The following is a 13,060-nucleotide window of genomic DNA, read 5'->3' on the forward strand; positions in this document are numbered from 1 at the left end:
GCGACGCCGGTCAGCGCTACAGGTCGGGACGCGCTTCGAGTTCTCCATCGGCGATGGCCTGACGGTGACGGTCGAGGTCCCGCTCGTTCTGGTCCGCGTAGCGCCGGGCGAAACGGATGTCGACACCGGCTTTCATGTCCCGCAACTGGCGCCAGTAGTAGTGCCGGCCGGTGACCGTGCTGCTCCACCCGAGGAAGATGTCGCTGGCGGCCTGCATCAGGAGTTGCCCCTGGACGACCCGCTGACCGTGGTGCGTATAGGCGGACCGCTGGACCACCACCTCGAGGACCGAGGCCGCCGCCTCTTTGGCCTGCAGCAGCAGCCCGACGTCGAGGTGGCCGTACCAGGTGTCCAGGAAACCCGCGCGCGCGAAGTCGCCCATCGCCAGCCGGGCCGCCGCCACGGTGGACACGAGCTCGGCGCGCTGCGCCGGCGGGAACTGCCGCAGCCGGCCGGCGATCTCGAAGCTGGTGGCCAGACGCTTGACGTCCCACTCCCATGGGCCGGGCAGCGTCTCGTCGAAGTCGTTGAGGTCGAACACGAGCCGCCGCTCCGGGCTCGCGTGGACCCGCAGTTGGCGAGGTGCGCGTCGCCGCACGATTGGACCTGGAAGCCGGTCGTCGGAGTCACGGCGAGGTCGTGTGTGCCATGATCGCCCCCGCTCCCCGATAGGAGGCGAACGGGTCGGCGGTCATCCGGCCGTGCCGGATCGGGACGAGGCCGGGGATCCGCGTGGCGTCCTGCTCGCGGAGGACCGCGACGGGGTCACCCCGCTGCGATGGTGCGTCCCACTCGGCGTGGTCGCGGCGGCGGACCGACTGGCGGGCGGCGCGGCCCGCCGACGACGCATGGATGGCACGGTCGTCCCCGTCAGCGAGCAAGCGGCTCCCCGTTTCCCGATCACGATCGTCTGCACTCGGCGGGGCGCCGCGGACTGCGCCGCCGTCACACACCCGCAGGATCGGGCTCTACGCGTCGGACGTCGTCTCCACCCACGGGCGGGTGGTCGAGCCAGCGAGGCGTCACTCCTTGGCGCTGCGCCAGGCGGTCCGGTACCCGACACGTCCGCCGGCGCGCAGGATCGAGCCCTCGTACAGGCGGGCGGCCAGCAACGTGAGCAGGGCGGCGCTCACCAGCACCACCGCGCCCGAGAGCACCGCCTCCCACAGGGGCAGCTCGACGAGGGCGAGACGCACCGGCACCACGAACGGGGCGGAGAAGGGCACGTAGGTGGCGACCACGGCCAGGGTGCTGTCCGGTGCGTTCAAGGTCGGGAACGCCAGCATGAAGGCGACGATCAGGATCGCCCACAGCGGCATGACCACCGCCTGCAGGTCCTCGATCCGCGACGCCATGGCGGCCAGGCCGCCGGTCACGCCCGCGTACAACGCGAAGCCGAGCACGAAGAACACGATCACCGACGCGACCGCCGCGCCGACGCCGGGCGGCAGCAGGTCGGGGTCGCGCACCAGCAGGAACACGAGCGCCGGCGCGACGATCGTGACGACCTGGGCCGTGCCGACGATCCCCAGGCCCAGCAGCTTGCCGCCGAGGAGCTGCCGCGGCGGCACGGCCGGCAGCATCAGCTCGACGACCCGGGAGCCCTTCTCCTCGATGACCCCGGTCGCGACGATCTGGGCGAAGAAGATCAGCGCGAGGTAGAGGAAGAACGACCCGACGTAGGCGACCGCGAACCGGGCACCGGCGGTCTCCGCGTCGACACCCGTGCCCGTCTCCACGATGTCCACCGGCACCGGCCTGGCATCCAGGGCCGTGCCGACCAGACCCGGATCGGCGCCGGCCGCCTCGAGCTCCTCGGCGACGCCGAGCGCTTCCGTGACCCCGAAGGGCACGGCCGGCGTGAACGGCCCGGCCGGCGTGGGTGCCAGCACCCGGGCGCCGTCGTCCACGATCGCGAAATCGGCTCCCTGTGCGATGGCCTGTCGGGCCGCGGCCTCGTCGGTCACCTGGCGGTAGGTCGGCTCCTGACCGACACGGGTGGCCAGCGCAGAGCGGGCCGCCTCCGAGAGTTCCCCGACGACGGCGACCTCCAGCCCGCTCGCGGCCGTTCCGGGCGCGGCGTCGGTGTCGCGGTCGCCGCCGAACAGGTCACCGCCGTTGGAGAACAGCACCGCGCCGACGAGCACCACGACGGCCAGCAGCACAGTGGTGCCCACCAACGCCTTCGACCGCACCCGTTGGCGGATCTCGCGGCCGGCCACGAGCAGGACCTGTCGGGTACGCATCAGGCCGGCTCCCCCACCGCGTCGCGGAACAACTCGGACAGTCTGGGTGGCTCGAGGCTCATCTGCAGGACCGGCCCGCTGCGTCGTGCGTGCTGGAGGACCCCGACCGCGTCGACGTCGTCCCCGAGTACGAGGGTCACCTCGCCGTCGCGGCGGGCCACCACCTGCACGTCGTCCGGGACGTTGGCGAGCCACCCGTCGTCGCCCTCGACGACGATGCGCAGCCGTGTCGGGCCGCGGCGTTTCAACTCGCGGACGTCACCGTGCAGGACCGTCCGGCCCCGGCTGACGATGGCGACCGTGGTGCACAGGTCCTCGACCAGGTCGAGCTGGTGGGACGAGAACACGACGGCGGCGCCACGCTCGGCCTGCTCGCGCAGCAGCGCCGACATCGTGTCGACGGCCAGCGGGTCGAGGCCGCTGAACGGCTCGTCGAGCACGAGCAGTTCCGGCCCGTGGACCAGGGCGGCCGCGAACTGCACCCGCTGCTGGTTGCCGAGGCTCAACGCCTCCGTCGGGTCACCGATCCGCTCGGCGAGACCCAGCTTGTCGAGCAGGGCCTCGACCCGCTCGATGGCCTGGCCCTTCGACAGCCCGTGCAGGCGGGCGAAGTAGGCCAACTGCTCGCCGATCGGCATCTTGGCGTAGAGCCCCCGCTCCTCGGGGAGGTAGCCGGTGGCGGCCCGCATCTCCGCGGTGATCGGCGCACCGTTCCAGCGCACCTCGCCACCGTCGAGCCGGGTCACGCCCAGCACGGCGCGCATGGCGGTGGTCTTGCCGGCACCGTTGGGGCCGAGGAAGCCGCACAACTCCCCCGGCCGGACGGCGAACGAGAGGTCGTCCAGCGCCACGACGTCGCCGAAGGCGCGCCGCAACCCATCGAGTTCCAGCACGTCGCCACGCCCCTGCTACCGGCCGGTCCCTGGAGGCGGGACCCTAGGCAGGGGCGGGTGCCGGCGCCAATCGGCAGCGGGCACCGCAGGCCGCAGGGCCCCGGTCAGCCCGCGAGGGCCTCGCCCAGCAGCGTGCGCGCGATGACCCGGAGGGCCAGCACCTCGTCGGCGCCCTCGAAGATCGACAGCACACGGGCGTCGACGAACAGGCGCGAGACCGTGTACTCCTCGGCATAGCCGTAGCCGCCGTGGATCTGCTGGGCCTCACGGGTGACCCATTCCGCGACCCGGCACGACAGCTGCTTGACCTGGCTCGCCGCCAGCTGCGCGCCCTCGTCGCCGCGCGCCAGCTGGCGGGCCACGTCGGTCGCGAAGACCCGGCAGGCCGCGATGACCGCCGCCATCCGGGCGAGCTTGATGCGGTTGAGTTCGTAGGCGGCCAGCGGCGTGTCGAAGACGTGCCGTTCCTTGGCGTAGCCGGTCGCGTGCTCCAGCGCCGACTGCATCACGCCGAGGGCCCGCGCGGCGGTCTGCAGGCGGGCGTTCGCGAACGCCTGCATCTGCAGGTAGAACCCGCGTCCGAGCCCGTCGTCCTCGCCGATCAGGTTGGCGTGCGGCACGCGCCAGCCGTCGAAGCTGATCTCGAAGGAGTGCATGCCGCGGTAGCCGAGCGTCGGGATGGCGCGGGCGTCCATGCTCCCGCCGCCGTCACCGTCCTGCTCGGCCCGCCACTCGTGGCCGGCGAAGGCCGGCTTCTCGACCACGAACAGGCTCAGGCCCCGGTGGCCGAGCGAGCGGTCCGGGTCGGTGCGCGCGAGCACCAGCAGGTACTCGGCGCGGCCACCGAACGTGCACCAGGTCTTCACCCCGTTGATGACCCAGTCGTCGCCGTCGCGGGTGGCGGTGACCTTGACGCCGGCGACGTCCGAGCCGTGGTCGGGCTCCGTGACGGCGACCCCGCACATCTTCTCGCCGGACGCGATGGCGGGCAGCCAGGTCGCCTTCTGCTGCTCCGTGCCGCCCTTCAGGATGGCGGTGCCGATGATCTCCGGGCGGGTGATCAGCGAGCCGGCGACGCCCAGGGAGCCGCGCGAGAGCTCCTCGGTGACCAGCACCATGTTGAGCAGTTCGTCCTCGCCGCCGGCCGAGAACCCGCCGTAGGCCTCGGGGATGGACAGCGCGAAGCAGCCGAGCTCGGCCAGGCCGGCGATGACCTCCTCGGGGATGTCCTGGTCGTGGCGGTGCACCTCTTCGGCGACCGGGACGACCTTGTCCTCCGCGAACCGGCGGAAGGTCTGGCGCACCATCTCCAGTTCCTCGGCGAGGTGGCGCGGTCCGGCCTCACCGGTGGCCAGCACCCGCTCGGCGAGGTCGTCGAGGAAGCCCGGATCGCGCCCGGCGGCCAGTGCCTCGGCGGCCTCGCCCAGCACGTCGACGTCGAGCCCCCAGTGGGCGGCCCGCCCGGCGACGCGCGCCTGCAGGTCGGCGGCCACGTCGGCGGCATAGGCGAGCGCGAGTGCCGCCTCCTGCTCGCCCTGCTCACCGTAGGTCAGCAGGTGCCGGGCAGCGGCGACGGCCGACGCGAGCGAGGCGAGGTCGTAGGCGACGGTCTGGTGTTGGTCGAGCAGGCCGGTGCTGATCCGGCCGTCCTTCTCGCTACGGGCGGCCAACGACGCGGCGGCGGTGTCCACCGCGTCCTGCAGGGCCGAGACCAGCGTGCGGGCGTGATCGAGATGGGACACGGGAGCGCTCCTTCGCCGGTCGCCCGCAGGGAGGCGGGGACCGCCAGAGCCTGCCATCCCGGATCGGCCGGCTCCAAGCCCACACGACGGCAGGATCCCCACCGGCGATCCGCCCCATCGAGCCTCGTCGGCAGTGATACTCGAACCCGACCCCGGTGGCGCGACGAGGAGGACCTCATGACCTACGTGGGAACCGGCGAGACCGACGCGCGGCTCGCCCCGCCGGCTCAGGTCCTCGACCTCGGCGCGACGCGGGTCCGGGTGCTGGCCGACGTGGCGGCGACCGATGGTCGCTACTCGCTGTACGGGCTGGACCTGCCGGCGGACGGTGGTACGGCCACGCCGCACTTCCACCGCACCTTCTCCGAGTCGTTCCTGGTGCTGGACGGCGAGGTGGAGCTCTACGACGGCCGCGAGTGGGTGGCGGTCGGCGCCGGCGCGCACCTGTACATCCCGCCCGGCTCCGTGCACGGCTACCGCAACCACAGCGGACAGCCGGCATCGATGCTGATGCTGACCTGCCCGGGGGCCCGGCGGGAGGACTACTTCGCCGCGCTGGCGGAGATCGCCGCCGGTGGGCGGCGCCCCTCGCCCGAGGAGTGGACGGCGCTGCTGGCCGCCCACGACCAGTACAGCGTCTGACGGCAACGCAGCCGGCAACGCCGGAGACGGACGACGACGGTCGACGACAGCCGGTGGCGGGGCTACGCGGCGTCGGCGGCCAGCAGCGCCGCGCCGATGGCCCCACCTTCGTCGCCGAGTTGTGCCGCGACCACGCGCACCCGGGGCGGCTGGAGGAACAGGTGGGGGCGCATGGCGGCGTCGACCTGCATCCGGAAGCGCTCGCCGAACCGGTCGGCGAGCCCGCCGCCGAGTACCACGACGTCGACGTCCAGCAGGTTGACGGCGCTGGCGATGCCGGCACCCAGGGCCTCGATGGCGTCGTCCAGCAGGTCGGCGACCAGCGGGTCACCGCGGTCGTAGGCCTCCTGGAACACCCCGGAGGTCGGCCGGGACTTGCCCAGTTCCTCCATGACGTCGAACAGGATGGTCGGCGTGCCGGCCGCCTTGGCCCGCTCGGCCGCCAGCGACATCGCCCGACGGCCCGCGTACGCCTCGATACAGCCCCGACGCCCGCAGGGACAGACGGCGCCGCCCTGCTGGACGACCATGTGGCCGAACTCGCCGGCGCCGCCGGCGCCGCCCTCGAACGGCCGGCCGTCGAGGATGATCCCGCCGCCGACACCGGTGCCGACGTGCACGCCGAGCACGTCGTCGGTGCCGCGTCCGGCGCCGAGCCGATGCTCGGCGACCGCGGCGGCGGTGACGTCGTTGGCCACCCGGACCTCGTGACCCACTTTCTGCTTGAACAGGTCCGCCAGCGAGAACCGCTCGAGGAAGCCGGGGACGTTGGCCGCCCCGCCGACGGTGCCGGCCATGACGATGCCGGGCGAACCGACCCCGACGCCGTCCACGTCGTCCATGGTGCGGCCCGCATCCCCGAGGGCGTCGCGGACCGCGGCGTCCATGACGTCGAGCACCCCCGTGCGGTCCCCTGTCGACGGAGTGCGCAGCTTGGCCCGTCCCAGTCGCTGTTCGCCGTCCAGCACCACCGCGTAGATGTTCGTGCCGCCCAGATCGATGCCGACCGTGACCACGCATGCCTCCGTGACGGGTGACCCGCGGCCCGTGACCGTGCCGCGGGAGGGCGCAGCCTAGCGCTCTGGCGCGATCCGGCCCCGGGTGGTGGCCTCGTCGGCCGTGCCGTCCGGCGGTGGCTCGGGCGACGATCCGGCGGTGCTCTGGCGCTCGTTCGCGCGTCGACGCCCGGCCAGGCCGAGTCCCACCGTGACGAGCACGGCACCGACCACGGCCGCCGCCGACAGCCGTTCCCCGACGACCAGCACGGCCAGCGCGGTTGCCGTCAGCGGCTCGGCCAGGGTGAGTGTCGTGGCGGTCGGTGCGTCGACGGTGCGCAGGCCGGCGGCGAAGAGCGTGTAGGCGGCCGCGATCGTGAAGATCGACAGCCACACGATCATCACGAGTCCGCGCGGTGTGACGGCCCAGCCGATGCTCTGTGGCAGCAGGGCCGGCGCCAGCAGGAGGCCGCTGGCGGCGAATGCGAGCGCCATGCCGCTGGTGCCGTCGACGCCACGTTCGACCAGTCGCTTGGACGCGACGGCGTAGGTGGCGTAGGCGGCGCCGGCCGTCAGGGAGGCGCCCACACCGAACAGGTCCACCCCGCTCGCGGCGTCGGGTCCACCGCCGAGGACCAGCAGCGCCGTTCCCGACACCGTCACCGCCGTCGCGACCAGCCACCGCAGGCCGGGCCGCCGGCCGGCGAGCGCCTCGAGCAGCCCCGCCCACACCGGTGCGCTGCCGATCGCGACCAGCGTGCCGACCGCCACCCCGGACAGCCGGATGCCGGTGAAGTAGCCGCCCTGGAAGGCCGTCATGGCGACGGCGGCCACCGCCAGCGGTCCGGGGGCGCGCCGGGCGGTGTCGACGACGACGGCCCGGCCGCGCCACAGCAGCACCGCGCCCGACAGCAGCGCGCCGCCGAGCAGGCTGCGCAGCGCGGCCACGGCCGGCGGCCACGCCTCCGGCGGCCCCAACTCCTGCGCCGCCCCTGCGGTGCCCCACAGGGTCGCTGCCGCCAGGACCAGCAGCGGGCCGCGGGCACCCGGCCCACTCACCGGCGCAGTCCCGCGGCCAGGTGCGCGACGTCCTCGGCGCTCGGCTGGAACGGCGTGTACAGGCTGACTCGGTCGGCGAGGTCGCCGTAACGGGCACGGATCGCCGCGCCGAGTCCGTCGGGGGGCGCGACGACGGCGAACGCGTGCAGCACCTCGTCGTCGACGAGTTCCGGCATCGCGTCCCACTCGCCGCGTAGCGAGCGCGTGTGGAGTTCCTCGTGCAGGTGGCCCCAGCCGTGCAGCTCGAGGACCGGCCGGTACGCGGGCGTCGACCCGTAGAAGGCCAGCTGCTGGCGCACGAATGCGTCGGCGCGGGCCACCTCGAGCTCGTCGTGGCCCGTCACGGCGAACACCGGCAGCGCCACCTCGACGTCGTCGCGGCGGCGTCCGGCACCCTCGGCGCCCGCCCCGAGTGCCGGCAGCGTGACCTCGCGCAGGTAGCGGTCGGTGGTGAAGCCGTGGCAGAGCACCCCGTCGGCCACCTCGCCGGCCACCTCGGTCATGCGCCGCCCGACCGCCGCCAGCCACACCGGCGGCGGGCCGTGCCCGTGCGCCGGCGGGGTGAAGAACGGTGTCATCAGCGTGTGCCGGTAGAACTCGCCCCGGTAGGCCAGCCGGTCGCCGGTCTCCCACGCGCTCCAGATGGCCCGCAGCGCCAGCACGAAGTCCCGCATGCGTGCCGCGGGCGCGGACCACGTCGCGCTGAAGCGCTTCTCCACGTGCGCCTTCACCTGGGACCCGAGGCCGAGCACGAAGCGTCCCCCGGTCAACGCCTGCAGGTCGTGGGCGGCCTGGGCGACGTGCATCGGCGAACGGGGGAACGCCACCGCGATCGCGGTCCCCACCTGCAGCCGCTCCGTGGCCACCCCTGCGGCCGTGCAGGCCAAGAGCGGCTCGTGGGCGGTCTCGCCCGTGAACCAGCCGTCGTAGCCGCCCACCTCCGCCGCGGCGGCGAGCCCTGCCACCTCGGCGAGGGGCGCGCCCAGGATCATGGCGTCGAGCTTCACGTCAGCCACCCACCTGGTCGGAGGCGACCGCCTGCACGCGCACCTGCCCGCGGGCGACGGGCTTGCCGTCGGACTCCCGGCTGACGACGACCTGCCACAACTGCTGGGTGCGCCCCACGTGCAGGGGCACGCCCTCCACCAGCACCCGCCCCTGCCGGTGCGGGCGGAGGAAGTCGGTCGTGTTGCTGACGCCGACGGCGAGCTCCTCGTTCGACGCAGCGTGCAGGGCGGCCCCGATCGAGGCGATCGTCTCCACGACCGCGCACCACACGCCACCGTGGACGATGCCGTAGGGCTGGTGGTGGCGTTCGTCGACGTCGAGGTGGGCCGTGACCCGCTCCAGCGACAGGGTGTCCCAGCGCAGGCCGACCACGTCGCTGGCGAAGCGGTCGGCCTCGAGCACCTCCAGCTCGTCGGCCGCGACCGTCTCGCCCACCTGCAGGCGGCCCAACAAGGTCTCGAACGCTGCCTCGGTCACCCTCGCCTCCGCTCCACGGGCCGATGTCCGGCGGCACGCTACCGGCGCGTTTCGACGTCCACGGCACCGTGTGGTCTGATGGGACCGGCGCGGGTCGCCGCCGAGGACCCCGCCTCGCCGCCCCGGAGACGACAACCATGGCCGACCACAAGCCACGCAGCCGCGACGTCACCGACGGGTACGAGCGCGCCCCGGCCAGGGCCATGCTGCGCGCCGTCGGCATGACCGACGAGGACTGGGGCAAGTCCCAGGTCGGCGTGGTGTCGTCGTGGAACGAGGTCACCCCCTGCAACCTGCCGCTGGACCGGCTGGCCAAGCAGGCCAAGGAAGGCGTCCGCGAGGCCGGCGGGTTCCCCATCGAGTTCGTGACCATCGCCGTGTCCGACGGCATCTCGATGGGCCACGAGGGGATGCGCGCGTCGCTGGTGTCCCGGGAGGTCATCGCCGACTCGGTCGAGACCGTCATGCACGCCGAGCGGCTGGACGGGATGGTGACCTTCGCCGGCTGCGACAAGTCCCTGCCCGGCATGGCCATGGCGGCCGCTCGCCTCGACGTCGCCAGCGTGTTCCTCTACGGCGGCTCGATCCTGCCCGGCCACCACCACGGCCGCGACATCACGATCCAGGAGGTCTTCGAGGCGGTCGGCGCCCGGGGGCGCGACCAGATCGACGACGACGAGCTCGCCGCCATCGAACGTGCCGCCTGCCCGTCCGAGGGTTCCTGCGGCGGGATGTTCACCGCCAACACGATGGCCTCGGCGCTGGAGGCCATGGGCCTGGCGCTGCCCGGCACCTCGGCGGCGCCGGCGACCGACCCGCGCCGCGACCACTTCGCCCGCGCGTCGGGTGAGGCGGTGGTGCGCCTGCTCGAGCAGGGCATCACCGCCCGCCGGATCATCACCCGCCAGTCGCTGGAGAACGCGATCGCGGTCGTGATGGCGCTGGGCGGCTCCACCAACGCGGTGCTGCACCTGATGGCGATCGCGCGTGAGGCCGAGGTGGACCTGACGTTGGAGGACTTCGACCGCATCGGGCGCCGCGTGCCGCACGTCGCCGACACGAAGCCGGGCGGCCGCTACGTGATGAACGACGTCGACCGCATCGGTGGCGTGCCGGTGGTCATGAAGGAACTCCTCGACGCCGGGCTGCTGCACGGGGACGCGCTGACCGTCACCGGTCGCACCATCGGCGAGGAACTGGAGGCGATGGAGGTGCCCGGCCCCGACGGCGAGGTGCTGCACCGCCTGGACGACCCCATCCACGCCGAGGGCGGGCTGGCCATCCTGCGCGGCTCGCTCGCACCCGACGGCGCGGTCGTGAAGATCGCCGGCATCCACCCCTCCCAGCACGAGTTCGAGGGCCCCGCGCGGGTCTTCGACGGCGAACAGGGCGCCATGGAGGCGGTCCTGACCGGCCAGATCGTCGACGGCGACGTGATCGTCATTCGCTACGAAGGCCCGAAGGGCGGGCCCGGCATGCGCGAGATGCTGGCCGTGACCTCGGCGGTGAAGGGCGCGGGCCTCGGCAGCACGGTCGCGCTGCTCACCGACGGTCGCTTCAGCGGCGCGACCCATGGGTTCTCGATCGGCCACGTCGCACCCGAGGCGACCGACGGCGGACCCATCGCCTTCGTCCGCGAGGGTGACCGGATCCGGATCGACGTCAGCAACCGCCGCATCGACCTGCTCGTGGACGACGAGGAACTGGCCAGCCGCCGCGAGGGCTGGTCCCCGCTGCCGCCGCGCTACACCCGCGGGGTGCTGGCCAAGTACGCCCGCACGGTGCGCTCGGCGTCCGAGGGCGCGACCACGTCGGTCTGAGCGGACGAACGCTCGAAGGGGGTCGCGTGCAGTTCGAGGAACTCCGCTACGTCTGCCAGGAGGCGGCGATCGACGTGGTGCGCACCAAGGGCCGACCGGTGCCGCCGACGATCGTGCTCCCGCGGGCCGACCGCACGCAACTGGTGGCCCTGCCGGACTTCCCGGACGAGGACGAGGCGCGCCACGCCCTGCTGGCCCAGTTCGCGGCCGACCGCATGACCCCGGACGCGATCCCGGCGTGGGGGTTCCTCGCGGAGGCCGAGGTCGGCGGGGCCGACGCGCTGGTGGTCGCGTTCGGTGCCCGGCGCCACGCACCGCACATCACGGCGTCATGGTTCGGTGACGACGGCGGCCTGGTCGAGTTCGCGCCGTCGGAGGAGCTCGATCCGACCGCGCTGCCGTTCCTGCACCCCCTCCAGCACGCCGTCGACGCGCTCCCGGCCCAGCCACCCGAGGGTGGTCCACCTGGCGACGTCCTCGGCGGCGGTCTGCCCCTGCACCCGGGCTGATCGCACCAGCGATCAGGAGGGCGTTGGATCAGCGGGCGTGGCGCCGTCCCGAGCCGACCGGGTGCCCCCGCAGGCCCAGCGCGGCGGCCGCCGCGTCCGCGAGCCGGAGCTTGGTCGGCCCGTCGTCGGTCGTGCGGGCCCAGGCGACGTGACCGTCCGGTCGGACCAGGATCCAGCCGTCGCGGCCATCCAGCAGCGACCGGAGCGTTCCCGTGCCGTCCTGATGGCCACCGGGGCCGATGCGCACGACGGCCTCCACCGGCAGGTCGGCTTCCTCCGCCGAGCTCGCATGGCTGCTGGTGACCGTCAGCAGTGCCGCACCGACAGGAAGCAGGTCGTGGAGCCGGCGCACGGTTCCGTCGGGCGCGCGGACCAGCGGGTCGGGAAGGCGGCGGCCGGCCCCCCGCTCTTCGCCGAGCAGCGGTGAGGGCGGCAGTCGCAGGTCGAGCATCGCGAACCGGCGCAGCGCGGCCCGGTGCAGGCGGCGACTGCGCATCGCGGTCCGTTGCACGGCGAAGGCGCCGCGACGTACCGGGCCCGGCACCATCAGGTAGACGCGTGTGAGCAGGTCGGTGAAGCGGGTCACGCCACCGACGACGACCTCCCGCCGCTCCACGTCGTAGGCCTCGAGGAGCCGTTCGGCGTCGCCGCCGCGCAGCGCGCCGGCCAGCTTCCAGGCCAGGTCGGCCGCGTCCTGGATGCCGGCGTTCATGCCCTGGCCGCCGACCGGACTGTGCACGTGGGCGGCGTCACCCGCCAGCAGGACGCGCCCCTGCCGGAACCGGGGGCTGGAACGTCGGTGGATGCGGAAGCGGCTGCGCCAGACGATGTCCACCGGCCCGGGACCGAGGACCGCCTCGGCCCGCTGCTGCACCTCGGCGTCGGGAACCTCCTCGCCAACGGCGGAGGCGCCGAGGTGGATGATGCGCCACAGGCCGGGTCGCAGCCGGATGCCGACCGTCAGCCCGTCGGCGCGGTCGTCCAGGCGCGGCCAGGGCAAGCCGTCGCGGGCGGCGTCGGCGACGGTGACGTCGGCCAGCAGCGGCCGCAGCCGATAGGTCCGCCCGGTGAACGGCAGCCCGAGCACGTCGCGGACGCGGCTGCTCGCGCCGTCGCATCCGACCACGTACGCGGCGGTCAGGCGGCCGCCCGTTCCGTCGCGGTCGAAGCGCACCTCGGTCGCGTCGTCACGCGGGTGCAGGCCGGTGACGTCCGTACCGAAGGCGACCTCGGCCAGGCCGGATGCGCGGACCGCCTCCAGGAGCAGGCGTTCGGTCTCGCTCTGTTCCAGCACGAGCATCCCGGGCCGCGCGGCCTCGTCGGCGAGCAGGCGGACGTCGAGGTGCAGGAGCTCGCGGCCGGTGCCGACGTCGTGCAGACGGATGTCCTCGACCAGGTTGCCCGCGGCGAGAAGCGGCTCCTCCGCGCCCCACCGGCGCAGCACCTCGCGTGTGCGTACGTGCAGGCCAGCGGCCTTCGAGTGCGGCTGAGCTGGCGGTGGCGTTCCAGCACGACGCTCCGGACGCCGTGGCGCGCGAGGCCGAGGGCGAGCGCCAACCCGACCGGCCCGGCGCCCACGATCGCGACCGGCACGTCGGCCGGCGGCGGGCTGGCCATCGTCTCGCCTCGGTTCCGGGGGCAGCGACGACGGTAGGAGCGCCCGCCCACG

The 13,060-nt window shown here is 73.8% G+C and carries 12 protein-coding genes and 2 pseudogenes; 3 read left to right on the plus strand and 11 right to left on the minus strand.

Going from position 1 to position 13,060, the window contains the following annotated elements; genetic code table 11:
• Window positions 1-16 precede the first annotated feature (16 nt).
• The 6 genes and pseudogenes from ACERM0_RS04255 to ACERM0_RS04280 form a co-directional block, all read right to left on the minus strand.
• The gene (locus tag ACERM0_RS04255; RefSeq protein WP_373677488.1) at window positions 17-382 is read right to left on the minus strand and encodes a DUF2252 family protein; all 366 of its coding nucleotides are present in this window, start codon (window positions 380-382) and stop codon (window positions 17-19) included.
• A 3-nt stretch (window positions 383-385) separates the two neighbouring features.
• Window positions 386-630 (minus strand): annotated as a pseudogene (locus ACERM0_RS04260) (DUF2252 family protein); the annotation flags it as partial.
• Complete coding sequence (locus ACERM0_RS04265) at window positions 627-881, minus strand: DUF2252 family protein (protein WP_373677273.1); 255 nt, start codon at window positions 879-881, stop codon at window positions 627-629. The pseudogene ACERM0_RS04260 and the gene ACERM0_RS04265, both read right to left, overlap by 4 nt.
• 141 nt (window positions 882-1,022) lie before the next feature.
• Window positions 1,023-2,246: an ABC transporter permease gene (locus ACERM0_RS04270; RefSeq protein ID WP_373677274.1), complete on the minus strand. Its 1,224-nt coding sequence runs from the start codon at window positions 2,244-2,246 to the stop codon at window positions 1,023-1,025.
• Entirely contained in the window at window positions 2,246-3,139 is an 894-nt protein-coding gene (locus tag ACERM0_RS04275) for an ABC transporter ATP-binding protein (protein WP_373677275.1), read from the minus strand. Before ACERM0_RS04275 ends, ACERM0_RS04270 begins: the two co-directional genes overlap by 1 nt.
• Before the next feature lie 104 nt (window positions 3,140-3,243).
• On the minus strand, window positions 3,244-4,881 hold the full coding sequence (locus ACERM0_RS04280) for an acyl-CoA dehydrogenase family protein (RefSeq protein WP_373677276.1): 1,638 nt from the start codon (window positions 4,879-4,881) through the stop codon (window positions 3,244-3,246).
• A gap of 177 nt (window positions 4,882-5,058) precedes the next feature.
• On the opposite strand from ACERM0_RS04280, the gene ACERM0_RS04285 reads away from it, so the two are divergent.
• Window positions 5,059-5,523, plus strand: a complete 465-nt coding sequence (locus ACERM0_RS04285; protein WP_373677277.1) for a cupin domain-containing protein — start codon at window positions 5,059-5,061, stop codon at window positions 5,521-5,523.
• A gap of 62 nt (window positions 5,524-5,585) precedes the next feature.
• Here the strand turns inward: ACERM0_RS04285 and ACERM0_RS04290 are convergent, their stop codons facing one another.
• Genes ACERM0_RS04290 through ACERM0_RS04305 form a run of 4 tightly spaced genes read right to left on the minus strand, consistent with a single transcriptional unit; the run spans window position 5,586 to window position 9,062 of the window.
• On the minus strand, window positions 5,586-6,539 hold the full coding sequence (locus ACERM0_RS04290) for an ROK family protein (RefSeq protein WP_373677278.1): 954 nt from the start codon (window positions 6,537-6,539) through the stop codon (window positions 5,586-5,588).
• A gap of 57 nt (window positions 6,540-6,596) precedes the next feature.
• On the minus strand, window positions 6,597-7,577 hold the full coding sequence (locus ACERM0_RS04295) for a DMT family transporter (protein ID WP_373677279.1): 981 nt from the start codon (window positions 7,575-7,577) through the stop codon (window positions 6,597-6,599).
• Window positions 7,574-8,584, minus strand: a complete 1,011-nt coding sequence (locus tag ACERM0_RS04300) for a TIGR03617 family F420-dependent LLM class oxidoreductase (RefSeq protein ID WP_373677280.1) — start codon at window positions 8,582-8,584, stop codon at window positions 7,574-7,576. The genes ACERM0_RS04295 and ACERM0_RS04300 overlap by 4 nt, the downstream gene beginning before the upstream one ends.
• Before the next feature lies 1 nt (window position 8,585).
• On the minus strand, window positions 8,586-9,062 hold the full coding sequence (locus tag ACERM0_RS04305; RefSeq protein ID WP_373677281.1) for a PaaI family thioesterase: 477 nt from the start codon (window positions 9,060-9,062) through the stop codon (window positions 8,586-8,588).
• 137 nt (window positions 9,063-9,199) lie between these two features.
• Here ACERM0_RS04305 and ilvD point away from each other — a divergent pair, with 137 nt between their 5' ends.
• Window positions 9,200-10,882 carry a dihydroxy-acid dehydratase gene (gene ilvD, locus ACERM0_RS04310; RefSeq protein ID WP_373677282.1) on the plus strand — a complete coding sequence of 561 codons (1,683 nt, stop codon included), beginning with the start codon at window positions 9,200-9,202 and terminating at the stop codon, window positions 10,880-10,882.
• A 26-nt stretch (window positions 10,883-10,908) separates the two neighbouring features.
• Window positions 10,909-11,391 (plus strand): hypothetical protein, encoded by a 483-nt coding sequence (locus tag ACERM0_RS04315; protein ID WP_373677283.1) that lies wholly within the window; start codon window positions 10,909-10,911, stop codon window positions 11,389-11,391.
• Window positions 11,392-11,419: 28 nt separating this feature from the next.
• Here ACERM0_RS04315 and ACERM0_RS04320 read toward each other — a convergent pair.
• Window positions 11,420-13,033, minus strand: a pseudogene (locus ACERM0_RS04320) (FAD-dependent oxidoreductase); the annotation flags it as partial.
• Window positions 13,034-13,060 lie beyond the last annotated feature (27 nt).

The sequence above is a fragment of the Egicoccus sp. AB-alg2 genome, from assembly GCF_041821065.1.
Taxonomy (GTDB): Bacteria; Actinomycetota; Nitriliruptoria; order Nitriliruptorales; family Nitriliruptoraceae; genus Egicoccus.